Raw genomic sequence first — 23,915 nt, 5'->3', positions numbered from 1 at the left:
GACGACGCGGTCAGTCCGGTTCGGGACAGGGCGCCGGGTGACCGGCGAACAGGCGCTCGGACACGCTGCGCTCGTCCAGTTCGATCTCGGCGATGAACTCGCGCACGTCGCCGAGTTCGCCGAAGGCGACGAAGCCCCGCTCGAGGAAGCCCTGCAGTTCCGACAGACCGGCCGCGCGCGCCGGGCCGCGCGAGAATTTCAACAGGGTGCGGATGCCCGGCATGCGCACCGCCCGGCCCAAGCCCAGGCCGACGCCGCCGATCAGGTCGATCTGGTGCGCACGCAGCCGCGGCAGGCCGCACTCGCGATACGCCTGCGCGTACAGCGCCCGGTCCAGCCGCTGCCGGCGCGGCGCCAGCCGGTGCAGGCACTGCGCCATGCGCAGGTCGAAGGCCTGGGTCAGCACGCCGAGCTCGATCGCATCGGCCACCGTGCCCAGCAGCGGCCCCGGCAACAGCTTCTGCATCATCGGCAGGACCCGGGCGATGTCGGCGTCGCGGCGGCTGAAGTCGCGGTCGTTGTAGACGTCGCTGAGGAAGAACTGCGCCGCCGGGCGCCGCCGCGGGTCGCGCAGGAAGCGGTCGAAGCTGGCCTCCAGCCGCCGCGCCTGCCAGCGCCGCAGTTCCGCCAGCCAGCGCAGGCGGTTGCGCGGCTCGCGCTCGGGATCGTGCAGCGCCTGATGCCGGGCCAGCAGGCAGCCCATGCGTCGGCTGGTATCGGTCGTCCTGGCCATCTGCCGCGGATCATCGCGGCCGGACGGCCGTCCCGCAAGCCGGCCGCGGCCGCCTACGACCATCGTCCGGGGCCCCTGGCGCGCCCGCCGTCCTGGGCTACACTCGACCGAATTCCGCCAGGGCCGTGCCGCCGATCACATGCTGTCACTCCACTCCGCCCGCCACCGGGCGAGCCGTAAAGCCGGCGCGAACGGCGGCGCCAAGCATGCGCCGGCCGGCCCCAAAATCGGCCTGGCGATCGCCGGCGGCGGCCCCATCGGCGGCATGTACGAGCTCGGCGCGCTGCGCGCCCTGGACGAGGCGATCGAAGGCCTCGACCTGACCCGGCTGGACTGTTACGTCGGCGTCAGCAGCGGCGCCTTCCTCGCCGCCGGCCTGGCCAACCGCATGGACACGGCCGAGATGTGCCGGATCTTCGTCACCGGCGACAGCGCCGACGTCGAATTCCGCCCCGAAACCTTCCTGCGCCCGGCCTTCCTCGAATACGTCAAGCGCGCGGCGAGCTTCCCGCGCCTGGCCGCGGAATGGTGGCGCGAACTGCTGTTCTCGCCGCTGGAGGCGCGCTGGTCGGACCTGATCACCCGGTTCGGCGGGCTGATCCCCAACGGCCTGTTCGACAACGCCGAGGTCGAGCGCTTCCTGCGCGAAGTCTTCACCCGCCGCGGCCGCAGCAACGATTTCCGCGAGCTCGGCGCCAAGCTGTACGTGGTCGCGGTCGACATCGACAGCGGCGACGCGGTGCGCTTCGGCGGCGACGGCTGGGACCAGGTGCCGATCTCGCAGGCCGTGCAGGCCAGCGCCGCCCTGCCCGGCCTGTATCCGCCGGTGGAGATCGGCGGCCGCCACTTCGTCGACGGCGCCCTGCGCCGCACCATGCATGCCTCGCTGGTGCTGGAACAGGGCATCGACCTGCTGATCGGGATCAATCCGCTGGTGCCGTTCAACCACGCCCAGGGCGCGCCGGTGGTCAGCGAAGACCGCAGCCTGGCCGCGGGCGGCCTGCCGGCGGTGTTGTCGCAGACCTTCCGCACCCTGCTGCAGTCGCGCATGCAGGTCGGGCTGGCGCGCTACGCCCAGCAGTACCCCGACATCGACCAACTGGTGTTCGAACCCAACGCCGAAGACCGCGAGCTGTTCTTCACCAACGCCTTCAGCTTCTCGGCCCGGCAGCGGATCTGCGAGATCGCCTACCGCAACACCCTGGCCGACCTGCGCCTGCGCGCCGACACCCTCGGCCCGCTGCTGGCCGCGCATGGGCTGCGCCTGCGCGAGGACGTGCTGGCCGACCGCGAACGCTCGATCCTCGACGGCATCGCCCCGCCCAAGCGCGACAGCGAAACCACCGCGCGCCTGCGTCGCGCGCTGGACGACGCCGAACGGTTGGTGGCCGGGCAGCAACAGCGCCGGCCGCGGCGCAGAGCGCCGCGCAAGCAGGCCGGCTGAGCGTCGGAACGAAGGCGGAAAACCGGCGGACGAGGACGCGCGCGCGGCGGTGAACGCCGTGATCGGGCCGCTTCGCGCCATAGACGGCGCCTGCGCGCGGAGACTCGTCGTCGGTGGCTCGGCCCCGGCGACGGGCTGGTGTGAATACTCTAGACAGCCGCTCCATCGTGACCTACAGCGCTCACCCTAATTACAGGACGTCCATGGCCGCCAAGTTCAAGAAGACCGCGAAGAAATCCACCGGCAAGAGCGGCGCCAAGCGCGGCGCGGACAAGCCGGGCGCGCAGGAGCAGGCCGAGCGCCTGTCCAAGACTCTCAGCGAGTCGGCGCAGCAGATCTGGCTGGCCGGCGTCGGCGCGTTCGGCCGCGCCCAGGCCGAGGGCACCAAGCTGTTCGAAGGCCTGGTCAAGGAAGGCCTGAACCTGGAGCAGACCGCGCGCAAGTTCACCGGCGGCCAGGCCGGCGCGCTGCGCGATGCGGTCGAGTCCAAGGTCGGCCAGGCGCGCGAGCGCGCATCCGACACCTGGGACCGCCTGGAGAAGGTGTTCGAGGACCGCGTCCAGCGCGCCCTGGTCAAGCTCGGCGTGCCGGGCCGCGACGACCTCAACGAACTCAGCGAGCGGGTCGAGAGCCTGACCCGCGAGCTGCGCCGCCAAGGCGGCGCGCCGGCCTCGCGCAAGGCGCCGGCCAAGGCCGCCGCCCAGCCGAAGCCGAAGAAGGCCGCCGCGGCCAAGAAGCCGCGCAAGTCGATCGCCAAGCCCAAGCCGCCGGTCGCACCGTAAATCCGCTCCATCCGCGTCGCGCGGCCCGCGCGATGCGACGCTTAAGCCCGCCAGTCCGCGCTTCCGTATGCTCCCCTCCCCTTACGGTTTCGGACTGGCGGGCTTTCTTATGCCCGACGCCGCCCTCTGAGGCCTTCACTAACCGCGGCTGCGCGCGTTGGGCGAAGGACGAGGCACACAAGACGCAGTGATTTCGCTAACTACATCGCAGTTTTTCGGACTGTGCTTCGTGGCAAACCCGTTATCCTCAGCGACTTTTATGGGCCCATCGTTGCATGTCGAGTTTTTCCCTGTGGGCCGCTGTCGCCGTCGCCCTGACGGTCGGGCTGGCGTCCACCGCTTATCTTTGGACCCATCGCCGGCAACGCACTGAAGTCGCGACCGGCGTCGCCGTGCTGGCCAAGATGCGCTGGCGCGAATTCGCGCGCCTGATCGTCGATGCGCTGCGCGAGCGCGGCTTCGAAGCCGAATCGGTCGAAGAATCCCTGGCCCGCGGCACCCAGGCCGAACTGCGCCTGCTGCGCGCGGGCAAGCCCTGGCTGCTGGCGTGCAAGCTGGGCGATGCCGACTACCGGGTCGCCGCCGCGACCGTGGCCGAGCTGGCCGACGCGGTGCGCTTCAACGGCGCCGCCGGCGGCATGCTGGTCACCACCGGCCGTTTCGACGCCAATTCCGAACGCGTCGCCAACGGGCTGGACCTCTACAGCGGCGCGACCTTGTGGGAACTGGTCGAACCGGTGCTGCCGGCCTCGACCCGGCACGAGGTCATCGCCGCCGCGCAGAAGCGCAGCATCCGCACCATTGCCATCGCCTGGGGCGGCGCGATCGCGCTGGGCCTGATCGCCGGTTTCGTGATGCCGCACCTGATGCCTGGCGAGGAGCCGCCGGCAGCGAGCGCCCCGGTCGAAACCGCAGCGCCGCCGGCGGAAGACGCCGCGCCGCCGATCGATTCGCCGACCGCCGCGGAACCGGCCCGTCCGGCACCGGCCACCGCGACGCCGGCGCCCGCACCGGCCGTCGATGCGCAAACGGCGCCGGCCGTCGCCCAACCGGCGCCGCGCGCACCAACTCCGGACACGACGACGCCCAATCACTCCAGCGGCAACGCCTCGGCCGACCGCGCCCAGGTCATCCGCAGCATCGGCACGCTGGATGGCGTCGAACGCGCATTGTGGTCGACGCCGTCGAACCTGCTGATCTATCGCCTGACCGACGCCACCCAGCAGGACATCGACCGGATCTGCACCGTGCTGGTGGCCTATCCCGAACTGCGCGCGTCGCGCGTGCAGCTGCAGCCGCCGCCGGGCAGCGCCTCGCGGGTGCGGTTCTTCCAATGCCGGGCGTATTGAGCTGAAGCTACGGCCGGCGCCGACGCCGGCCGGCGGCTTTTGCGGGAGCGGCGCAAGCCGCGCCAACCGCAGCCTCGTTCCACACGAACTCTGCGAAGCCCGGATCAAGGTGCCAGCCTGCGCACTCGGCGCCATGCATCCGGTCGGCGGACAGCTCCGCTCGCCCACACCGCTGCGGCGGTCGCGGCTCACGCCGCTCCTACAAGGGCTGGCGCGCGGCGGCTGTACGCTTTGTAGGAGCGGCGTCAGCCGCGACCAACCGAAGCTTTGCCCGGCGCGAGCGCTCCGAAGCCAGGACCAAGGGGCTGCCTTGCCCGGCAGGCACCGAGCGCCCGGTCTGCGCGCAACTCCGCTCACGTACACCGCAGCGGCGGTCGCGGCTCACGCCGCTCCTACGAGGGGGCGCGGCGGTGACGGCGCGGCGACGTACGGCGACACTTGCGCATGACCGGCATCGGGCGGCCTGGGCCGGCCGATGCCGGTCATGCGCTGAACATGCCCTATAACTGCACTCCGCTTGCCGGCCGGCCGCCTACCGGTTGGCCGCTTAACATCGCGGCGGTTACCAATGCACGCCGCGCATCAATGCGGCGAAGGCGATCTGCTCGTTGCTGGCGTGTTCGTCTTTGAGCCCCTTGCGGTCGCCCTTGGCGGCGGCCGAATCGGGGAACAGTTCGAACGCGGTGCTCATGACCACCTCGTAGGCCTTCGGCGCCAGGGCATTGACCACGCTGGCGAAGATGCCCAGGCGGGTGGCGATGCGGCTGGGCTTCTCGATGATGCCCTTGACCACCAGATCGGCGGCCTCGTCCGGGGTCAGGGTCGGCACGCTGTCGTACATCTTGGTCGGCGCGATCATCGGCGTCTTCACCAGCGGCATGTTGATGGTGGTGAAGCTGATGCCCTTGCCCGACAGTTCGCCCTGGGCGCAGCGGCTGAAGGCATCCAGCGCCGCCTTGGAGGCCACGTAGGCCGAGAACCGCGGCGAATTGGCCAGCACGCCGATCGAACTGATGTTGATGATGTGGCCCTTGCGGCGCTCGGTCATCTTCGGCATGAAGCCCATGATCAGGCGCAGGCTGCCGAAGTAGTTGAGCTGCATGGTGCGCTCGAAATCGTGGAAGCGGTCGTAGCTCAGTTCGATCGAGCGGCGGATCGAGCGGCCGGCGTTGTTGACCAGGATGTCGACGTGGCCGTGCTCGTCGAGGATGGTCTTGACCAGGCGGTCGCAGTCGGCCATGTCGGCCAGGTCGGCGGTGTAGGCGAACACCTTGCCGCCGGCGGCCTTCATCGCGTCGCGGGCCTTGAACAGTTCCTCCTCGCCGCGGGCGACGATGATCGTGATCGCACCGGCCGCGGCGACTTTCTCCGCGCTCGCCAGGCCGATGCCGGAAGAACCGCCGGTGATGACCACGACCTTGTTGCGCACCTTGCCCTTGAGGCTGCGGTCGACGAACAGGTCCGGGTCGAGGTGACGCTCCCAGTAGTCCCACAGGCGCCAGGCGTAGTCGTCCAGGCGCGGCACCTTGATCCCGCTGCCGCGCAGCGCGCGCTCGGTCTCGCGGTTGTCGAAACGGGTCGGATAGGTGATGAACTTCAAGGTTTCCTTGGGAATCTTGAAGTCGCGCAACAGCATGCCGACGAAGCGCTTGACCGGCGGCAGGTTGCCGACCGCGCCGCGGATGCCGCTGGGCACGAAGGCGAACATGCGCGCGTCGATGCGCATGGTCATCTCCGGGGTGTGGCCGGCGCGGGCGAACACGTTGAGCACTTCGCCGACGCGCTGCGGCTCCGGATCGGTCAGGTGGAAGCAGTGGCCGTCGAGCTTGGGCTTGTGCGCGATATGGTCCATCGCGTCGACCACGTAGTCGACCGGGATGATGTTGATCCGCCCGCCCTCGACGCCGAGCATCGGCATCCACGGCGGCAGCATCTCGCGCAGCTTCTTGAGGAAGGTGAAGAAGTAGTACGGCCCGTCGATCTTGTCCATCTCGCCGGTCTGCGAGTGGCCGACCACCATGCCCGGGCGGTAGATGCGCCACTTGATCCGCTTCTCGGCGCGCACCAATCCTTCGGAATCGTGCTTGGTGCGCAGGTAGGGGTCGTCCAGGCCTTCGGCTTCGTCGAACATGTCCTCGCGGAACACGCCCGGATACAGCCCCGCGGCGGCGATCGAGCTGGTGTGGTGGAAGCAGCCGACGTTGAGCGCGGCAGCCAGGTCCAGCGCATGCTGCGTGCCGTCGATGTTGGCCTCGCGCTGCGCGGCGACGCTGGCGGTCAGGTCGTAGATCGCGGCGAGGTGGAAGAAATGCTTGATCTTGCCGTTGAGCGCGCGGATCTGCGCTGCGCTGAGGCCGCACTTGGCCTGGCTCATGTCGCCTGCGACCGGGATCACACGCTTGAGGTCCCAGCCCATCTTCTTGGCGATGGCGTCGAACTTCTTCTGCGAATCCTTGCGCACCAGCACGTGGATCGTGCCCTTGCGTTTCAGCAGGTTGCTGACGAGGAAGCGACCGATGAAGCCCGTCGCGCCGGTGACGAAATAGCTCATACCCCTCTCCTGGATGGCCGATCGGCCGCCACATCCGGCGGCGTCCCGCTACGGTGCCAGAGCCCGGGCGCGGTAACAATTCTTTTCCGTATTGACCGCCCCGGGGGCGCATGCTGTGATGCCCCTTCGCCCTGGTGCCCAGGAGAGGCCCGCCGTGTCCGATATCCAAGCCGCATTCGAACAAGCCGCCAAAGACGTGCAGTCGCTGCCCGAACGCCCCGACAACGACACCCTGCTGCGGTTGTACGCGCTGTACAAGCAGGGCGCCGACGGCGACGTCAGCGGCCCCAAGCCCGGTTTCTTCGACTTCGTCGGCACGGCCAAGTACGAGGCCTGGGAAAAACTCAAGGGCACCGCTCAGGCCGACGCGATGAAGAAGTACGTCGACCTGGTCAAGAAGCTGCGCGGCTGACGCCGCGCCGCCCGCCCCACGCCCCTGGCCGCCCGATGGCGAAACAGACCCGCCAGCGCATCCTCGACAGCGCGTTGACCATGTTCAACGCGCAGGGCGAGCCGAACGTCACCACCAACCACATCGCCGACGAGCTGGAGATCAGCCCGGGCAATCTGTACTACCACTTCCGCAACAAGGACGACATCATCGAGCAGCTGTTCGCGCGCTTCGAGGAGCGCATGGACGCCGCGCTCGCCGCGCCGCAGGGGCGACTGCCCGGGCTGGAGGACATCTGGCTGCAGCTGCACCTGGTGTTCGAGTGCATCTGGGACTATCGCTTCCTGTACCGCGACCTGGTCGAGATCCTCAGCCGCAACCGTCGCCTGCGCCTGCGCTTCGCCCGCATCCTCAAGCGCGCCGACGAACAGGCGCACCTGGTCATGCGCGGGCTGTCGCAGGCCGGAGTGATGCGCGCGTCCGGCGACGAGCTGGCCGCGACCGCGACCAACGTGCTGGTGATCGCGACCTTCTGGCTCAACTACGCTTCCGCGCGCGGCGACAAGGACGAGCATGCCGCGATCCGCGACGGCATCGTCCAGGTCATGATGCTGCTGGCGCCGTTCCTGCGCGACGCCGAGCGCCTGCACCTGAACACGCTGATCCGCGCCTACCTGGACTGACGCCGCGCTGCGCGCCGCGGCGTCCGGCCGACGCCGGGCGCCTCATTCGACGTGGCAGTCGGCGCGCCGCACTTCTTCGACGAAATGGCGCATCTTGTCGCCGTCCTTCAGGCCCGGCGCGCTCTCGATGCCGCTGGACACGTCCACGCCCCAGGGCAGGGTCGCCAGGATCGCTTCATACACGTTGTCCGGGGTGATGCCGCCGGCGAGCACGAAGGGTTTCTGCACTCCGACCGGAATCCGCTTCCAGTCGAAGGTCTTGCCGCTGCCGCCGCTGCCGCCGGCGGCGTGGCTGTCGAACAGGAAACCGGCCGCGCCGGGGAAGCGCGAATGCAGCGCCGCCGGATGCTGGTCGGCCAGTTCGCCGCCCATCGGAATGGCCTTCAGGTAGGGCACGCCGAAGCCGCGGCAGAAGGCGTCGTCCTCGTTGCCGTGGAACTGCAGCAGGCTCGGCCGGACTTGGCGCACGACTTCGCGCACCTCGTCGACCGGGTTGTCCATGAACAGGGCCACGGCGTCGACCAGCGGCGCCAGCGCCTGGCGCATCGCCCGCGCCTCCTCGGCCGCGACCCGGCGCGGACTGCCGGCGGCGAACACGAAGCCGATCGCGTCGGCGCCGAGCTCGCAGGCCAGGCGGACGTCGCCGGGGCGGGTGAAACCACAGAACTTGACGCGGGTACGGAACAGGGTGCGGGGCTGGCTCAAAGGGTGACCTCGGCGGGCAACTGGCAATCGGCGGGATAGCGCGGTCCGACGAACAGCAGGCCGGACGACGGCGCGGTCGGCCCGGCGACGGTCCGGTCGCGGCCGGCGAGCAGCTCGCCGATCCAGGCTTCCGGCTGCTCCCCGCGGCCGACCGGCAACAAGCTTCCGACAATGTTGCGCACCATATGGTGAAGAAAGGCGTTCGCCTGGACTTCGACCTCCACCACATCGCCGTCGCGCCGCACCGCGATGTACTGCAGGTCGCGCCGCGCATGCGGGGCCTGGCAGTGCACGGTGCGGAACGCGGAGAAGTCGTTTTCCCCCAGCAGGGCCTGAGCCGCCCGGTGCATGGCGTCGGCGTCCAACGGGCGCCGCTCCCAGGTCAGGTACTGGCGCTGCAGCGCCGGCCGTACCGGCCGGTTGAGGATCCGGTAGCGATAGCGGCGCGCCCGCGCCGAGAAGCGGGCGTGGAAGTCCGCGGCCACCGGCAGGCACCAGCGCACGCAAACCGAGGGCGGCAGGCGCGAGGTCGTGCCCAGCACCCACCCGCGCGGGTCGCGCTCGACCGGGCTGTCGAAATGCACCACCTGGCAGGACGCATGCACGCCGGCATCGGTACGGCCGGCGCAGACCACCTCGATCCGGGCGCCGGCGACGAAGGACAGCGCTTCTTCCAGGGTGGACTGGACCGTGGCCTCGCCGCGCCGGTCAGGCTCGCCCGGACGCACCAGGCGCTGCCAACCGGAAAACTCGCTGCCGTCGTACTCCACGCCCAGGGCGTAACGCCGCAGCGGCGCGGCTGCGGATTCCGGGGTTGGATTGTGTTCTACCGCCATTGCTCTCCGCCCTGCCCGCGCGGGCCGTCGGTTGTCCGGACTCGGAGGGTCCGGCTCAGCCCGAGGAAGCCTCGAGCTCGCGCAGCATCCGCGCTGCCTGCTGGCGCGCGGCGTGGTCGCCGTTGATCAAGACCTCGCCGAGCAGTTGCCGGGCGCTGCCCTCGTCGCCGAGGTCGAGGTAAGCGCGGGCCAGCTCGATGCGTTCCTGGCCCGGCGCGACCGCGGCTTCGGCCGGCACTGCGGCGGGCGCGTCCTGCTGAATCGGACCGGTCGCCGCCGGCGCCGGCGTGTCCGCCGCCGATGCGGGTCGTTCGAGCTTGGGCTCGCTGCGCGGCAGAGGCGCGGCGCTGCGTGCGCTGCCGGCTTCGGCGGCGTGCCAGGTCGGCACCCGCTGCTGCGGAGCCGATTGCGGCTCCTGGCGCGGCGAGGTCCAGAACGGCGCCGTGGCCTGGCCCGGATCGGCCGCGACCGGGGTCTGCGCCGGGATCGGGTCGGCGCGATGGTCGCCGCGCCGTTCGGCCGGGACCTCGCCGAGCAATTGCGCGACCGGGTCGACCAGTTCCGTTTCGGCGGCCGGCTCGGGCCGGCGGCGCAGCGCGTCGCCGGCCGCGGCCTGGGTCGCCGCTGCCGCGGCGGCGGCCGACGAGGGGCGCGAAGAGGCCGGGGCGTCGGCCGGCGGCGCGCGGAAGCTCGGGCGCTTGGGTTCGCGCCGGCTCAGCACCCAGCCGCCGATCAGCAGGGCCAGCACGCCCAGGCCGCCGAACAGCCACGGCAACGGCGAGCCGCCGTCGCTGCGCGCCTGTTGTTCGGCCAAACGCTGCTGGGTCGAGGCCAGCTCGCTGTCCTTCAGCGCGATCAGCTTCTGTTGATCCTTCTGCAATTTCTCCAGCTCGGCGACCCGGCTCTTGAGTTCGGCCAGCTCGGCCTCGCGCGCGGCGAGGGTTTCGTTGGCCTGCTGGATCTCCTGACGCATCATGTTGCCCTCGCCTCCGGCGCTGAGGCCGGATTGTGTTCCGGCCTGGGTCGCGCGGCTGGCGCCCGGCGGCACGATTTCCAGGCGCGCATCGCCGCCGCGCGCCGCGTTCTGCGCCGCCGGCGCGACCGGCGCCTTGACGACGGCGGCGTCGGCTTCCAGGCCGATCGGCTGCGGCACCGGCTGGCGCGCCTGGCGCCACTGCTGGACCTGGGCCCGCACCAGTTCGCTGGCTTCGCGCGGGTCGATCGCGGCCACGCCGTCGGCCGGCAGGCGCAGCACGGCGCCCTGGCGCAAGCGGTTGATGTTGCCGCCGATGAAGGCTTCGGGGTTGGCGCGCAGCAGCGCGATCATGGTCTGGTCGAGGCTATGGCCGCCGGCCAGGTCGGCGGCGATGCCCGACAAGGTCTGACCGCGCGCGACCGTCACACCGCCCTCGGCATCGACCGCAGGCGCGGGCGGACGCGCTACCGGGCGCTCGATGGTGCCGGCGTTGGCGCGTGCCGGGGCCGGCATGGGCGCCGGTTCGGGCTGCATCGCGATCGGCTCCGGCGCGGCCGGCAGCGGGCTCGGCGGTGCGGCGCCGATCAGGTTCGGGTCCTGCGCGCCGAGCTGGTTCTCGACCGCCAGCGGGTCGGTCTGCTGCGGCTGGGCGCCGAACGGCAGCGGCGCATCCAGCGGACGTTCGATGGTGTTGGACGCGGCCCCGGTCGGGGCCTGGATCGGCGGCTGCATCGGCGCCGCGGCGGTGCGCGGGGTGTCGATCAGCGCGGAGTACTCGCGGGTCAGGCGGCCCTGGCCCCAGTCGACTTCGATCAGGAAGGTCAGCAGCGGCTGGGTCACCGGCTGGCTGCTGGTGACCCGGATCACCGGCTTGCCGGCGGCGTCCAGGGCCAGGGTGAAACGCAGGTCGGTGACGATGCCCTGCGGCGGCTGCAGGCCGATGCGCTGGAAGGTCTCCGGCGACGCCAGGCCGGCGCGCAGCTGGGCCAGTTCCTCGCGGTCGCTGGAGATCACCGGGATTTCCGCCAACAGCGGCTGGCCCGCGCGCGACTTGACTTCGATCTGCCCCAGGCCCAGCGCGCAGGCGGCGCCGCTGGCCAGGGCCAGGGACAAAGCCAGTGCGGTGCGTGCAAAACCTGAGGTCACGGACGATCCCAATCTCGATGTCAGGCGGCGACTCTAGCGGTCGATGGGCTGAATGCGCAACGCGTTGTTAAGTTTGCGCTATCGCGGCAAGGATGCAAGCGGCACCGTCGCGGTTTGGAAAGCGTTGCCTGCGGCGAAGCGCCCTCGCATCCGCCCCGCTCCTGCGTCTCCTTCCAAGCCCTGCCCTTCGACAAGGCGAACGGCAGGAGCGAAGCGCTGTGACCGCGCCGGCGCGCGGGCGGCCACGCAAAAAAATCGGGCCCCGCGGGGCCCGATCGATCGCGGCGTCCGGCGCCGCACCAGCGGCGCCGGACAGGGCCGGCTCAGCGCTCGTTCCAGACCAGTTCCGCCAGTTGCACGGCATTGGTCGCCGCGCCCTTGCGGATGTTGTCGGCGACCACCCACAGCGACAGCCCGCGCGGATGCGAGATGTCGTCGCGGATGCGGCCGACGTAGACCGGGTCGTTGCCGGAGGCGTGGGTGACCGGGGTCGGATAACCGCCGCCCTTGGCCTCGTCCACCACTTCCAGGCCCGGCGACCGTTCCAGCAAGGCGCGCGCGTCGGCGGCGCTGAGCTTGTCGCGGGTCTCGATGTGCACGGCCTCGGAGTGGCCGTAGAACACCGGCACCCGGACCACGGTCGCGTTGACCCCGATGCTGTCGTCGCCGAGGATCTTGCGGGTCTCCCAGACCAGCTTCATTTCCTCGGTGGTGTAGCCGTTGTCGGTGAAATCGCCGCCGTGCGGGATCACGTTGAAGGCGATCTGCACCGGGTAGATCTCCGGCTTGGCTTCCTGGAAGTTCAGCAGCGCGGCCGTCTGCCGGCCCAGCTCTTCCATCGCCCGCTTGCCGGTGCCCGACACCGACTGGTAGGTGGCGACGTTGATGCGTTCGATCTTGGCCTTGCGGTGGATCGGCGCCAGCGCGACCAGCATCTGCATGGTCGAGCAGTTGGGGTTGGCGATGATCCCCAGCGGGCGGTTCTTCGCCGCTTCCGGGTTGACCTCGCTGACCACCAGCGGCACGTCGTCCTGGTAGCGGAAGGCCGAGGAGTTGTCGATCACCACCGCGCCGGCGGCGGCGAACTTGGGCGCGTACTCCTTGGACACCGAGCCGCCGGCCGAGAACAGCGCGATGTCGACCCCGGCGGGATCGAACTTGGCCAGGTCCTGAACCACGATGGTTTTGCCGCCGAACTCGATTTTCTCTCCCGCCGAGCGTTCGCTCGCCAACACATGCAGCTGACCGATCGGGAATTTGCGTTCGGCCAACACCTTGAGCATGGTTTCACCGACCGCGCCGGTAGCACCGACGACGGCGACATTGCAGGACGTCTTGGCGTTCATCTGTTCTCAGTTACCTGACTAGTGGGGACCGCCGGACCCATTTCCGGCGGGTGTTGCTTTTTGATGCGGGGATTGGAGATTCGGGATTCGGGATTCGCAAAAGCACCCGATCGCGCCGCTCTAATCCCTAATCCCTAATCCCGGCCTTGACCACCGACGGCGGACGACCGGCATTCGGCCCGCGGCCCAGCGCGGCGATCAGGTTGTCGACCGCCAGCGCGACCATCGCACGGCGCGTGGCCAGGCTGCCGCTGGCGACGTGCGGGGTCAGCACCACCCGGCGCTGCTGCAGCAGGCGCGGGTTGAGCGCGGGCTCGCCCTCGAACACGTCCAGGCCGGCGCCGGCCAGGCGGCCCTGCTCCAGCGCGTCGCACAGCGCGTCCTCGTCGACGATGCCGCCGCGCGCGATATTGGTCAGGGTCGCGTGCGGGCGCAGCTTGGCCAACGCCGCGGCATCGATCAGACGATGCGACTGCGGCGAATACGGCAGCACCAGGATCAGATGATCGGCGCGCGCCAGCAGTTCGTCGAAGCCGACGTACTCGGCGGCGTGCTCGCGTTCGACCTGCGGATCGAGCCGGCTGCGGTTGTGGTACAGCACGCGCATGCCGAAACCGCCGGCGCGGCGGGCGATGGCGCGGCCGATCCGGCCCATGCCGAGAATGCCGAGGGTGGCGCCGTGCACGTCGCCGCCGAGCAGCACGTCGAAGCTCCACTGCCGCCACTGGCCCTCGCGCAGCCAGCGCTCGGCCTCGCCGATCCGGCGCGCGGTCGCCATCATCAGGGCGAAGCCGAAGTCGGCGGTGGTCTCGGTCAGCACGTCGGGGGTGTTGGTGACCAGGATGCCGGCCGCGCTCAGCGCCGGCAGGTCGAGGTTGTTGTAGCCGACGCCGACATTGGCGATCGCGCGCAGGCGCGGCGCTGCGGCGATCTCGGCCGCGCCGATCGGGTCGTTGAGAGTGACCAGGGCGCCGTCGGCCGCGGCCAGGGCCGCCGCCATCGCCGCCGGCGCGTGCCGGGTCACCTCCGGCGTGGCGGTCACCTCGAAATGCTCGCCCAGCCGCGCGACGATGTCGTCGAACAGCGGTTGCGAGACCCACACGCGCGGACGCTCAGTCATCGCCGTGCGCGTCGCCGAAGCCGGGCGCGGCGGGAATGCGCGGAGCGACCTCGCCGACGTCGCCGCATTGGGCGCGGTGGCGCAGCGCTTGGTCCATCAGCACCAGGGCGACCATCGCCTCGCAGATCGGCGCGGCGCGCATCGCCACGCAGGGGTCGTGGCGGCCGGTGGTGACCACCTCGATTTCGTTGCCGTGCACGTCGACGCTGTGCCCGGGCAGGCGCAGGCTCGAGGTCGGCTTGAACGCGGTCGAACAACGCAGCTGCTGGCCGGTGCTGATGCCGCCGAGGATGCCGCCGGCGTGATTGCTGGCGAAGCCGGCGCGCGAGATCTCGTCGCGGTGCTCGGTGCCCTTCTGCGCGACCGCGGCGAAGCCGTCGCCGATCTCCACGCCCTTGACCGCGTTGATGCTCATCAGCGCCGCGGCCAGCTCGCCGTCGAGCTTGCCGTAGATCGGCTCGCCCCAGCCCGGCGGCACGCCGTCGGCGATCACGTCGACGCGGCCGCCGACCGAGTCGCCGGACTTGCGCAGCGCGTCCATGTAGCCTTCCAGCTCGGCGACCTGACCGGCATCGGGCCAGAAGAAGGGGTTGTCCTCGACCGCGGACAGGTCGTAGCCGCGCGGAACGATCTCGCCGATCTGGGTCATGAAGCCCTGCACGCGCACGCCGTAGCGCTGCGCCAGCCACTTCTTGGCGATCACCCCGGCGGCGACGCGCATGGTGGTCTCGCGCGCCGAGGAGCGGCCGCCGCCGCGCGGGTCGCGCAGGCCGTACTTCTGCCAATAGCTGTAATCGGCATGGCCGGGGCGGAACTGTTCGGCGATCGAACCGTAGTCCTTGCTGCGCGCGTCGGTGTTGCGGATCAGCAGCGCGATCGGGGTGCCGGTGGTCAGCCCCTGATAGACGCCGCTGAGGATTTCGATCTCGTCGGCCTCGCGCCGCTGCGAGGTGTGGCGCGAACGGCCGGTCGCGCGGCGGTCGAGGTCGTGGCGGAACTCTTCCGGCGCGATCGCCAGCCCGGGCGGGCAGCCGTCGATCACGCAGCCGATGGCCGGGCCGTGGCTTTCGCCGAAGGTGGTCACGGTGAAGAGCTTGCCGAAGCTGTTGCTGGACACAACCGGGATCCTGGTGCGAGCCGGCAGGCGCCGGCATGGGCGGAAACGATGATGGAGGCCGCGCGTGTGCTGGAGATGAAGCCGGCGCCGCACGCGAAGGCAGGGCCTGGAAAGGCGAGCCCCGATGGTATGACGCCGGGTTTGCGCACGGAAATGACCGATTGCGCGTTCGTCATCACCCATCGATCCGGCCGGCGTCCTTCGCGTCCGCTCGGGACCGCGCATTGCGCAGGCGAGGCGGGACGCGGAGCCGACCGGCTCAACCTTAGCCGAGCGTCGCGGTTTCCGCTGTAACCAAGCCTGCCGTTCGCGGTCGAAGGGCGCTCGGGCCATGGCCGGCCTGGTTCGGACCGGCTCCCGTTCGGCCGGCGCCGGAGAGACGTGGGCAGGCACGACGCGAGCGCAAACGCCACCGGACGCGGCGAAGCCGCTGCGGATTCCGGCCGGTCTGCGCCGGGCGTTGCACTGAAGGGGTCAGCGCTCGCGCGGCGTCGCGGCGGCGGCTTGAGGCCGCCCCGCTACCGACCGCCGACGCGCACGATTCAGCCGCGCGCGTCGGCGAGGCGTTTGATCCGCTCGTGGTGTTCGACCAGGTCGTGGCGCTCGGCCACGAAGATGCCCATCTGGCCGACCTTGAATTCGACCCAGGCCAGCGGCAGTTCGGGCAGCAGTTCGACCAGGGCGCGCTCGGCTTCGCCGACTTCGCAGATCAGCAGGCCGTGTTCGCTGAGGTGATCGGGGGCGTCGCGCAGGATCTTGAGCGCGAGGTCCAGGCCGTCGTCGCCGGCGCGCAGGCCCAGTTCGGGCTCGTAGGAATATTCCTGCGGCAGCGCGTCGGTTTCGTCGTTGGTGACGTAGGGCGGATTGGTCACGATCAGGTCGAAGACCTCGCCCTGCAGGCCCTTGAACAGGTCGGACTTGCGCAGTTCGACGTTGTCGGCGTGCAGGCGCTGGCGGTTCTCGGCCGCCAGCGACAGCGCGTCGTCGTTGATGTCGGCGCCGATCACCTGCCAGTCCGGGTGGTAGTGCGCGGTGGCGATGGCGATGCAGCCAGACCCCGTGCACAGGTCCAGCGCGCGGTTCACCTCGCGGCCGCCGAGCCAGGGCTCGAAACCGGCCTCGATCAGTTCGGCGATCGGCGAACGCGGCACCAGGGCGCGGCGATCGCTCTTGAAGCTCAGGCCGGCGAACCAGGCCTCGCCGGTCAGGTAAGCGGCCGGGATGCGCTCGGCGACGCGGCGCTCGAACAGCGCCAGCACGGCGTCCTTCTCTTCCGTGGTGACCCGGCCCTGGCCGTACACCGGGCCCAGGTCGTGCGGCAGATGCAGGGCGTGCAGGACCAGTTGGGTCGCTTCGTCCAGGGCATTGTCGTAGCTGTGGCCGAAGGTCAGCCCGGCCGCGTTGAAGCGGCTGGCGCCGTAACGGATCAGGTCGACGAGGGTCAGCTGTTCGAAGGAGACGGAAGCGGGCACGGCAGGTCCAGGGCGAAGCAAGACGCCCAGTATAGCCGCCGGCCCGGGGATTGGCAGGAGCCGCCCCGGGCGCAGCGCCTGTATCGAGCGTCCGGCCAGCCCTCCTCTGTGAAAAAGGGAGAACGGCAAAGGAGGCCCCGCAACACAGCGGTTGCGGCCGGCAGGGGCAGGGCCGATACCGCGCCGCCGGAGAACCCCGCGCCCCGGCGAGCGAACCCGGCCCCGCCTTCGCCGGTATCATGGCCCGGCTCTATCATCGGACCTGCCATGTTCAATCGCACCACCGCCATCGTCCTGCTGGTCGCCGTGCTCGCCGGCGCCGCCGGCCTGTGGGTGTCGAGCCGCTACTTCGGCTCCGTCTCCGGGCCCAAGCTGCCGCAGACCACCGCCGTGCGCCTGTTCGATCCGCCGCGCACCCTGCCCGCGTTCTCGCTGCGCCAGTCCGACGGCACCCAGCTGATTCCGGGCGAACTCAAGGGCCACTGGACCCTGGTGTTCCTCGGCTTCACCCACTGCCCCGACGTCTGTCCGACCACGCTGGCGCAGATGTCGGTGGCGCAAAAGCGCTGGGAGTCGCTGCCCGAAGCGAGCCGCCCACGGGTGCTGTTCGTGTCGGTCGACCCCGAGCGCGACACGCCCGACCGGATCGGCGAATACGCGCACGGCTTCCACAAGGACACCCTGGCCGCGACCGCCGACGTGCCGGCGCTGGAGGCTTTCACCAAGTCGCTGGCGATGGTGTTCGCCAAGGTGCCGGCGCCCGCCGGCGCGCCCGCCGACCAGTACACGATGGACCACAGCGCGACCCTGGCCGTGCTCGATGCGCAAGGCCGCATGGCCGGCCTAGTCCGGCCGCCGTTCGATCCGAACGCGATCGCCGCCGACATGGTCGCCCTGTCGGAGGCCGCGCCGTGAGCCTGGTCACCACCCTCACCTACGTCCTGCCGCACCGCTTCCTGTCCACATTGGCGCGGGTACTGGCCTACTCGAAAAACCCGCTGGTCAGCCGCTGGCTGATCGACACGGTCACCGAAAAGTTCGGCGTCGACCTGAACGAGGCCGCGCAGCCCGATCCGCGCGCCTATCCGACCTTCAACGCCTTCTTCACCCGCGCGCTCAAGCCCGGCGCGCGGGTCGCCGATCCCAATCCGCGCAGCCTGCTGATGCCGGCCGACGGCCGCATCAGCCAATGCGGACCGATCCGCGACGGGGTGATCTTCCAGGCCAAGGGCCAGTCCTTCACCGCCGCCGAACTGCTCGGCGGCGACGAGGCCGCGGCGGCGCCGTTCCGCGACGGCGCGTTCGCGACCGTGTACCTGTCGCCGAAGGACTACCACCGCGTGCACATGCCCTGGACCGGCACCTTGCGCGAAACCGTGCATGTGCCGGGGCGCTTGTTCAGCGTCGGCCCGGACGCGGTGCGCAACGTGCCGCGCTTGTTCGCGCGCAACGAGCGCCTGGTCTGCCACTTCGACACCGACTTCGGGCCGATGGTCCAGGTGATGGTCGGCGCGCTGCTGGTCTCGGGCGTGGAAACGGTCTGGGGCGGGGTCGAGATTCCGCACTACGCCGACCGGGTCACGCGCAAGGACTATCGCGGCCGCGGCATCACGCTGAAACGCTTCGCGGAAATGGCGCGCTTCAATTACGGCTCGACCGTGATCGTGCTGCTGCCGCCGGGCGTGGCCGAACTCGACCCCGGCCTCAGCGCCGAAACCCCGGTGCGCCTGGGCCAGGCGCTGGCGCGCCGCAACGCCTGAGCCGCGCCGCCTACATCGCCGCACGCCGGCGGGAGCGGTCCGCTCCGCTCCCGCCGCCTCGAATCCACTGACGACGCTCCCATGGAGGGGACCCATGTTCGACCACCTGCGCCCGCGCGGCATCGCCGTCGCCGCCCTCGCCCTGAGCCTCGCCGCCTGCGGCGCCAAGAGCGAAACCGAGCAATTGGCCGAACTGCGCGACGGCCTGGCCTATACCCAGTACCGGCGCGTTTCCGAATCCGGCCTGCCGGCCGCGCTCGACGCTTATCGGCTGGGCGCGCAATGGAGCGGCAAGGCCGGCGTGACGGCGCCGGAGCTGCCGCCGCTCGGCGCCGCCGATTTCTGCGTCGCCCATCTGCTGCTCGCCTACGCCGCGCTCGGCGCCGACAAGAGCACCCTGGCGGTGGCCGAAACCGACATCGTCGAGGCGCAGGACTGCGCGCCCTTCGACGACCTCGCCGCCGCCTCGCTGCGCTCGGTCGCGTTCCATCGGCTGGAATGGCCGCAGCTGGCCCAGGCCGAGAGCGACCGCGTCTGGGCCGCGCCGCGCGCGGCCGGCGCGGAAAAGACGCCGGCCGGGCAGATGCTCGCCCTGCACCTGGGCCTGGGCTATCTGGCGGTCAGCGAAAAGCGCTGGGACCGCGCCCAGATCCATGCCGATGCGCTCGGCCAGCAGTTGCGCGCGCCGTGGCTGGGCAAGATCGCCGCCGCCGGCGTGGCGGTGCAGGAAGGCCGCGTCGGCGAGGCGCTGGTCGAACTCAAGCGGCTGAGCCAAGACTCCAGCGTCCCGGTCGGCGTACGCAAGGAACTCGCTGCCCTGATCGCCCAGGCCGAAGCCAAGGGCGGCGACGTCGACTCCTTCGCCTTCATGCCGCGGTTGATCGCCACCCTGACCTGGGACGCGGCCAAGCAGCACGGCCCCGCCGCCGTGCGCGCCGCCGCGGGCCTGGCCGACGAGCAGACGCTTCGGCCGATGGGGGAATCGTTGCAAAAAGGCGTCGGCCAGGCCGGCGACGCCGCCGGTCACTGGTGGAACCAGGCACGCGAGGCGCTGGCGCCGTCGGCCGATGCGCCCGCCGACCGGGCCGCTCCGGCGCCGGCGGGTTGAAGCCCACTCCGGTTCGCCTGCTCCGACCGCGCCGCGCAGGAACGCGGCGGCGGCTCCAGTGCCGCGCCCAAGTCTGAGCCAGGGCCCGCTCAGCTCCGCGCCAAGGTCGCCGAGCGTCCGATCCACCACTGCGCCGCCCAGTAGCTGACCAACACCAGCGCCTGAGCGGCGGCGAACGGCGCGGCAAAACGGTCGATGGCCAAGGTCGCATCGGACAGCACGAAGCAGGCGCCGCCGAGGGCCGCCGCCGCGCCGGCCGGGTCCGCACGCGCACGCCACACCGCCGCCGCTTGCGCCGCCATCGCCGCCAGCACCGCGACATAGACGATCACCGGGATGCGCAACTCGCCCGGCAGATGCGGCCACAGCACGTACAGCACGCTGCCTGCGAGCGCGGCATAGGCCAAGAACGGCCACGCCGCCGCGAACGGCCGCGCGCGCCTGCACAGGCCGACCAGATAAGCCACGTGCGCGCACAAGAACGAAGCCAAACCGAACACGAACCAATCGCCGGGCAGCATCAGGAACACGTCGCCCGCCGTGGACAGCAACAGGCCGACGAAGATCGCGCGCCGGTAACCGGGCTCGGCCGCGGCGCCCAGGCGCAGCACCATCGCCGCGATCAGCAGCGTGGCCGCGGGCTTGCACAGGTAATGCAACCACGGCGCCGTGTAGGCGCCGACGATGGCGAGGGCGGCGACGCTCGCGACCCACGGCCACCACGCCGCCGCGGACGGCATCGACGATCGCATCGGTGAGCTGTGCATCGGTTCGGAACCCCTTGGCGTACGGCGGCGGCCGCACAAGCCGTGCAGCTTAGCCGGACAACACGACGCCGGCCCGCGAACCCGCGCAAGCTTCGTACCGCAGCGGCCGCGATCCGTCTGATCTGCCGCAGACAAGCCGAAGCCCCTCAACGCATCGCCCGACCGCCGCCGCACTGCAAGCCCCTCTCCCGCTCGCGGAAGAGGGGTTGGGGTCAGGGCAAAAAGCCGGCAGCGAAACCCGCCGCTCCCCTCAGCCGCACCCGCTCAGCTTCAGCGTCTGTCCCGGCTTGACCAGGTAGCGCGGCGCCTTGATGCCGTTGGCCTTGGCCAGTTGCTTGGTATCGCACTGGAACTTCTGCGCCACGTCGGTCAGGGTTTCGCCGCGGCGGACCTTGTAGCTGCCCGGCTTGGCCGGCTTCTTCGCCGGCGCCGGCTTGGCGCTCGCCGCCGGGGACGGCGCCACAGCGGCCGCCACAGTGCCGTCTTCGCCGTTGCCGGTGCTCGGCACCACGGTCACCGGGCCGGTGCGGACGATGGCGCTGGCGACGTCGCTATTGACCAGGGTGCGGGCCAGGTCGGCGCGCTTGCCCTGCAGGCACCAGCGGTTGTAAAGGCCGACCATGCGCGCGGTCGCGTTGAGAGTGGTGCCGGCCGACAGGTAGGTATCGGCCTGGTAGCGAGGGTTGAGGTTGCGCAGCGCGCGCATGTAGCCCTCGCGGGTGCCGCTGCTGCCCAGGCAGATGGTCAGCTCGTAGATCGAACTCGGCCGGCTCAGGCGCAGTTGCGCCGGCTTGGCGTCGACCTTGTGGAAGTTCAGCCCGTACTCGCGCGGGTGCAGGAACAGCCAGGCCGCCGCGATCACCATCGGCACGTAGTCGCGGGTCTCGGCCGGGAACTGGTTATAGACCGACTCGTCCCAGAAATTGCGCCCGCCGCTGGCGTTGTTGATGCGCAGCGCGCGGCCCTCGCCGCCGTTGTAGGCCGCCAACGACATTTCGATGCTGTTGTTGAGCTGGCCCAGGCGCTCGTTGAGGTACTCGGCCGCGGCCGCGGACGACTCGCGCGGGTCGTAGCGGGTGTCGAAGCCCGACCCGTCGTCGCCCAGGCCGAAGCGCTTGCCGGTGGCGAACATGAACTGCAACGGGCCGGCGGCGCCGGCGCGCGAAGTCACGTGGACCTTGCCGTTGGATTCCTTGGCCATGATCCCGAACAGCAGCGCCTCCGGCAGGCCGGCGCGCTCGAACTGCGGCCACATCATCTGGCGCATGTACTGGTAATTGTCGTAGCTCTGCATCAGCGAGCCGCGCATGTCGGTCAGCCAGCGGCGGATGCCGGCCTGCACCGCCGGGTTGTACTGCACCATCTTGACGAAGCGCTGGCCGTCGGCGCTGAGCAGCGCCGCCGCGCGCGCGGCCTCCGGCACGTCGGCGGCCAGGCCTTCGCTGTCCAGCGTGCCGCTGTCCTCGCCGTCTTCGTCGACGCTGGCGGAGGCGTCGGCATTGGCCTTGAGCAGGCGCTTGTAGGCCGCCAGCAGGGTATTGGTCTGGCAGCCCTTCTGCTTCATGCAGGCCGCGAGCACGTCCTCCATGTCCTCCAGCGCCGCGTCGCTGTCCTGGCGTCCGGCCGGATCGGCGTTGCGGATCTTGACCAGGGCCGACTGGTAGCGCGCCTCGGCCGACTGCATGCGCTGGTTCAGGGCATCGACCGCGGCCTGATCGCGCTTGGACAGGGCGGCGGCTTGCGGCGACAGGCTGCACAGCGCGAGCGCCGCGGCGAGCGGCGCCAGCGCGCCGGAAATGCGGAAGGAAGCGGGCATGAGGCGTGCAGCAGGTCCTTTTTGCGGGGGGCCAGGGTAACGGCGCCGGTCCGGGCCGGGCAAGAACCGCGACACATTGCCGGCTTGCCCGGTCGGGCGGCTCGTCGCCGCATCGCCCGGAGTCCGGCGCGCGTCGCCGCAAACGCTGGGACGCGGTTCATCTGCGGCGCGCCCGGCGTCGTCCCCTGCCGCTAGAATCGATCCCCGCACTTCATTCCCTGGACCACGGACGCGACATGGCCCCGACCCCCGGCGCAAACCCGAACGACATCCTGATCGGCAAGGCGGTGACCACGCCGGACAGCGGACAGGTGTTCCTGCACACCAAGCTCGGCAACCGCCATGGCCTGGTCGCCGGCGCCACCGGCACCGGCAAGACCGTGACCCTGATGACCCTGGCCGAAGGCTTTTCGCGCCAGGGCGTGCCGGTGTTCCTGGCCGACGTCAAAGGCGACGTCGCCGGCCTGGCCGCCGCGGGCACGCTCAACGACAAGCTGCAGGCGCGGCTGAACGAGATCGGCCTCAGCGATTACGCGCCATCGGCCAATCCGGTGGTGTTCTGGGACCTGTTCGGCAAGCTCGGCCATCCGGTGCGGACCACGGTCAGCGAGATGGGCCCGACCCTGATCTCGCGCATCCTGGAACTCAACGACACCCAGTCCGGCGTGCTCGACATCGTGTTCAAGCTCGCCGACGACCGCGGCCTGCTGCTGCTCGACCTGGCCGACCTGCGCGCCCTGCTCGGCCTGGTCGCCGAGGAACGCAAGGACATCTCGACCAGCTACGGCCTGGTCAGCGCGCAGTCGATCGGCGCGATCCAGCGCGCCCTGCTGCGCCTGGAGCAGGAGGGCGGCGCGCATTTCTTCGGTGAGCCGGCGCTGGAGCTGACCGACCTGATGCGCACCACCCAGGACGGGCGCGGCGTGATCAACGTGCTCGCCGCCGACTCGCTGATCCTCAAGCCGCGCCTGTACTCGAGCTTCCTGCTGTGGCTGCTGTCGGAGTTGTTCGAACAACTGCCCGAAGTCGGCGACCTCGACCGGCCCAAGCTGGTGTTCGTGTTCGACGAAGCGCACCTGCTGTTCGACGACGCCCCGGCGGCGTTGCAGCAGCGGGTCGAGCAGGTGGTGCGGATCATCCGTTCCAAGGGCGTGGGGGTGTACTTCTGCTCGCAGTTCCCCGACGACGTGCCCGACGCCATCCTCGGCCAGCTCGGCAACCGGGTGCAGCACGCGTTGCGCGCCTTCACTCCGCGCGACCAGAAAGCGGTGCGCACCGCCGCCGAGACCTTCGTCCCCAATCCGGCGCTAAACGTGGCCGAGGCGATCTCCAAGCTCGGCACCGGCGAGGCGCTGGTCTCGACCCTGCAGGACAAGGGCGTGCCGATGCCGGTGGAGCGCACCCTGGTCGCGCCGCCGCGCTGCCGCATGGGCGCGATCACCGAAGCCGAGCGCCAGCAGGTCCGCGCCGGCAGCCCGATCGGGACCAAGTACGACCAGGAAATCGACCGCGAATCGGCCGCCGAGATGCTGGCCAAGCGCGCCGAGACCGCGACCGCGCAGGCCGACGCGCCGGCGGCCAAGACCCGCGAACAGGACGACCAGGAACCAGGCGGTTTCGGCCAGGCGGTGAAGGACGCGGTGTTCGGCACCAAGCGCCGCCAGGGCATGGTCGAAACCATGGCCAAGCAGACCGCACGCACCGTCGGCAGCCAGATCGGCCGGCAGATCCTGCGCGGTCTGCTCGGCGGCATTTTCGGCGGCAAGCGCTGACGCCGCCCGCACTGCGGCGGCCGCCCGGCCGCCGTCCCATC

20 protein-coding genes are annotated in these 23,915 nt (G+C 70.6%); 9 read left to right on the top strand and 11 right to left on the bottom strand.

All coding sequences use genetic code 11. The features are described from left to right. Positions 1-10: 10 nt before the first annotated feature. Entirely contained in the window at positions 11-733 is a 723-nt protein-coding gene (locus V2J18_RS09880) for a DUF8198 family protein (RefSeq protein ID WP_336131688.1), read from the bottom strand. Between the two features lie 139 nt (positions 734-872). Between V2J18_RS09880 and V2J18_RS09875 the strand changes: the two genes are divergently transcribed. The 3 genes from V2J18_RS09875 to V2J18_RS09865 all read left to right on the top strand — a co-directional run bounded on the left by V2J18_RS09875 (position 873) and on the right by V2J18_RS09865 (position 4,308). Further along, positions 873-2,177 (top strand): patatin-like phospholipase family protein, encoded by a 1,305-nt coding sequence (locus V2J18_RS09875; protein WP_336131687.1) that lies wholly within the window; start codon positions 873-875, stop codon positions 2,175-2,177. Between the two features lie 203 nt (positions 2,178-2,380). Continuing rightward, complete coding sequence (locus tag V2J18_RS09870) at positions 2,381-2,959, top strand: phasin family protein (RefSeq protein ID WP_261370116.1); 579 nt, start codon at positions 2,381-2,383, stop codon at positions 2,957-2,959. Positions 2,960-3,234: 275 nt separating this feature from the next. Then, entirely contained in the window at positions 3,235-4,308 is a 1,074-nt protein-coding gene (locus V2J18_RS09865) for a restriction endonuclease (RefSeq protein WP_064748190.1), read from the top strand. Positions 4,309-4,870: 562 nt separating this feature from the next. Here V2J18_RS09865 and V2J18_RS09860 read toward each other — a convergent pair. Then, the gene (locus V2J18_RS09860; protein WP_336131686.1) at positions 4,871-6,859 is read right to left on the bottom strand and encodes an SDR family oxidoreductase; all 1,989 of its coding nucleotides are present in this window, start codon (positions 6,857-6,859) and stop codon (positions 4,871-4,873) included. Positions 6,860-7,013: 154 nt separating this feature from the next. Between V2J18_RS09860 and V2J18_RS09855 the strand changes: the two genes are divergently transcribed. Both V2J18_RS09855 and V2J18_RS09850 read left to right on the top strand, forming a co-directional pair. Continuing rightward, positions 7,014-7,271 carry an acyl-CoA-binding protein gene (locus V2J18_RS09855; protein ID WP_064748188.1) on the top strand — a complete coding sequence of 86 codons (258 nt, stop codon included), beginning with the start codon at positions 7,014-7,016 and terminating at the stop codon, positions 7,269-7,271. 35 nt (positions 7,272-7,306) lie between these two features. Further along, positions 7,307-7,933 (top strand): TetR/AcrR family transcriptional regulator, encoded by a 627-nt coding sequence (locus V2J18_RS09850; protein ID WP_064748187.1) that lies wholly within the window; start codon positions 7,307-7,309, stop codon positions 7,931-7,933. Positions 7,934-7,975: 42 nt separating this feature from the next. Here V2J18_RS09850 and V2J18_RS09845 read toward each other — a convergent pair whose 3' ends face one another. The 7 genes from V2J18_RS09845 to prmB all read right to left on the bottom strand — a co-directional run bounded on the left by V2J18_RS09845 (position 7,976) and on the right by prmB (position 16,651). After that, positions 7,976-8,638 carry a phosphoribosylanthranilate isomerase gene (locus V2J18_RS09845; RefSeq protein WP_064748186.1) on the bottom strand — a complete coding sequence of 221 codons (663 nt, stop codon included), beginning with the start codon at positions 8,636-8,638 and terminating at the stop codon, positions 7,976-7,978. Beyond that, positions 8,635-9,474: a tRNA pseudouridine(38-40) synthase TruA gene (gene truA, locus V2J18_RS09840; protein ID WP_064748185.1), complete on the bottom strand. Its 840-nt coding sequence runs from the start codon at positions 9,472-9,474 to the stop codon at positions 8,635-8,637. Before truA ends, V2J18_RS09845 begins: the two co-directional genes overlap by 4 nt. A 55-nt stretch (positions 9,475-9,529) precedes the next feature. Next, positions 9,530-11,596 (bottom strand): motility hub landmark protein FimV, encoded by a 2,067-nt coding sequence (locus tag V2J18_RS09835; protein WP_336131685.1) that lies wholly within the window; start codon positions 11,594-11,596, stop codon positions 9,530-9,532. Between the two features lie 323 nt (positions 11,597-11,919). Further along, positions 11,920-12,942: an aspartate-semialdehyde dehydrogenase gene (locus V2J18_RS09830; protein WP_064748993.1), complete on the bottom strand. Its 1,023-nt coding sequence runs from the start codon at positions 12,940-12,942 to the stop codon at positions 11,920-11,922. 127 nt (positions 12,943-13,069) lie between these two features. Beyond that, positions 13,070-14,062 (bottom strand): 2-hydroxyacid dehydrogenase, encoded by a 993-nt coding sequence (locus tag V2J18_RS09825; protein ID WP_336131684.1) that lies wholly within the window; start codon positions 14,060-14,062, stop codon positions 13,070-13,072. Then, the gene (aroC, locus tag V2J18_RS09820; RefSeq protein ID WP_336131683.1) at positions 14,055-15,179 is read right to left on the bottom strand and encodes a chorismate synthase; all 1,125 of its coding nucleotides are present in this window, start codon (positions 15,177-15,179) and stop codon (positions 14,055-14,057) included. Before aroC ends, V2J18_RS09825 begins: the two co-directional genes overlap by 8 nt. Before the next feature lie 542 nt (positions 15,180-15,721). Next, complete coding sequence (gene prmB / locus V2J18_RS09815) at positions 15,722-16,651, bottom strand: 50S ribosomal protein L3 N(5)-glutamine methyltransferase (RefSeq protein WP_336131682.1); 930 nt, start codon at positions 16,649-16,651, stop codon at positions 15,722-15,724. A 267-nt stretch (positions 16,652-16,918) separates the two neighbouring features. On the opposite strand from prmB, the gene V2J18_RS09810 reads away from it, so the two are divergent. From V2J18_RS09810 to V2J18_RS09800, 3 genes are all read left to right on the top strand, one after another. Then, positions 16,919-17,566 carry an SCO family protein gene (locus V2J18_RS09810; RefSeq protein WP_064748997.1) on the top strand — a complete coding sequence of 216 codons (648 nt, stop codon included), beginning with the start codon at positions 16,919-16,921 and terminating at the stop codon, positions 17,564-17,566. Further along, positions 17,563-18,411 carry an archaetidylserine decarboxylase gene (gene asd, locus V2J18_RS09805; RefSeq protein WP_064748998.1) on the top strand — a complete coding sequence of 283 codons (849 nt, stop codon included), beginning with the start codon at positions 17,563-17,565 and terminating at the stop codon, positions 18,409-18,411. The genes V2J18_RS09810 and asd overlap by 4 nt, the downstream gene beginning before the upstream one ends. A 94-nt stretch (positions 18,412-18,505) precedes the next feature. After that, the gene (locus V2J18_RS09800) at positions 18,506-19,519 is read left to right on the top strand and encodes a hypothetical protein (protein WP_064748999.1); all 1,014 of its coding nucleotides are present in this window, start codon (positions 18,506-18,508) and stop codon (positions 19,517-19,519) included. A gap of 89 nt (positions 19,520-19,608) precedes the next feature. Here the strand turns inward: V2J18_RS09800 and V2J18_RS09795 are convergent, their stop codons facing one another. Both V2J18_RS09795 and V2J18_RS09790 read right to left on the bottom strand, forming a co-directional pair. Next, a complete protein-coding gene (locus V2J18_RS09795) occupies positions 19,609-20,259 on the bottom strand; it encodes a lysoplasmalogenase (RefSeq protein ID WP_336131681.1) in 651 nt (216 codons plus the stop codon). A 277-nt stretch (positions 20,260-20,536) separates the two neighbouring features. Then, positions 20,537-22,102 (bottom strand): transglycosylase SLT domain-containing protein, encoded by a 1,566-nt coding sequence (locus V2J18_RS09790; protein WP_064749001.1) that lies wholly within the window; start codon positions 22,100-22,102, stop codon positions 20,537-20,539. A 236-nt stretch (positions 22,103-22,338) separates the two neighbouring features. Here V2J18_RS09790 and V2J18_RS09785 point away from each other — a divergent pair, with 236 nt between their 5' ends. After that, positions 22,339-23,874: a helicase HerA-like domain-containing protein gene (locus V2J18_RS09785; protein ID WP_064749002.1), complete on the top strand. Its 1,536-nt coding sequence runs from the start codon at positions 22,339-22,341 to the stop codon at positions 23,872-23,874. The last annotated feature ends 41 nt before the right edge of the window (positions 23,875-23,915 follow it).

Source organism: Lysobacter firmicutimachus (genome assembly GCF_037027445.1).
Classification (GTDB): domain Bacteria; phylum Pseudomonadota; class Gammaproteobacteria; order Xanthomonadales; family Xanthomonadaceae; genus Lysobacter; species Lysobacter firmicutimachus.
Note: the sequence above shows the minus strand (reverse complement) of the source record. Positions and strands in the feature narration are given on the sequence as shown.

Excerpts from the sequence above, each read along its gene's own strand:
- V2J18_RS09850 (WP_064748187.1), top strand. The coding sequence starts at position 7,307 with ATGGCGAAACAGACCCGCCAGCGCATCCTCGACAGCGCGTTGACCATG.
- V2J18_RS09785 (WP_064749002.1), top strand. The coding sequence starts at position 22,339 with ATGGCCCCGACCCCCGGCGCAAACCCGAACGACATCCTGATCGGCAAG.
- V2J18_RS09830 (WP_064748993.1), bottom strand. The coding sequence starts at position 12,942 with ATGAACGCCAAGACGTCCTGCAATGTCGCCGTCGTCGGTGCTACCGGC.
- V2J18_RS09800 (WP_064748999.1), top strand. The coding sequence starts at position 18,506 with ATGTTCGACCACCTGCGCCCGCGCGGCATCGCCGTCGCCGCCCTCGCC.
- V2J18_RS09795 (WP_336131681.1), bottom strand. The coding sequence starts at position 20,259 with ATGCCGTCCGCGGCGGCGTGGTGGCCGTGGGTCGCGAGCGTCGCCGCC.
- V2J18_RS09880 (WP_336131688.1), bottom strand. The coding sequence starts at position 733 with ATGGCCAGGACGACCGATACCAGCCGACGCATGGGCTGCCTGCTGGCC.
- V2J18_RS09870 (WP_261370116.1), top strand. The coding sequence starts at position 2,381 with ATGGCCGCCAAGTTCAAGAAGACCGCGAAGAAATCCACCGGCAAGAGC.
- V2J18_RS09860 (WP_336131686.1), bottom strand. The coding sequence starts at position 6,859 with ATGAGCTATTTCGTCACCGGCGCGACGGGCTTCATCGGTCGCTTCCTC.
- truA (WP_064748185.1), bottom strand. The coding sequence starts at position 9,474 with ATGGCGGTAGAACACAATCCAACCCCGGAATCCGCAGCCGCGCCGCTG.
- V2J18_RS09825 (WP_336131684.1), bottom strand. The coding sequence starts at position 14,062 with ATGACTGAGCGTCCGCGCGTGTGGGTCTCGCAACCGCTGTTCGACGAC.
- V2J18_RS09810 (WP_064748997.1), top strand. The coding sequence starts at position 16,919 with ATGTTCAATCGCACCACCGCCATCGTCCTGCTGGTCGCCGTGCTCGCC.
- V2J18_RS09790 (WP_064749001.1), bottom strand. The coding sequence starts at position 22,102 with ATGCCCGCTTCCTTCCGCATTTCCGGCGCGCTGGCGCCGCTCGCCGCG.
- V2J18_RS09875 (WP_336131687.1), top strand. The coding sequence starts at position 873 with ATGCTGTCACTCCACTCCGCCCGCCACCGGGCGAGCCGTAAAGCCGGC.
- V2J18_RS09865 (WP_064748190.1), top strand. The coding sequence starts at position 3,235 with ATGTCGAGTTTTTCCCTGTGGGCCGCTGTCGCCGTCGCCCTGACGGTC.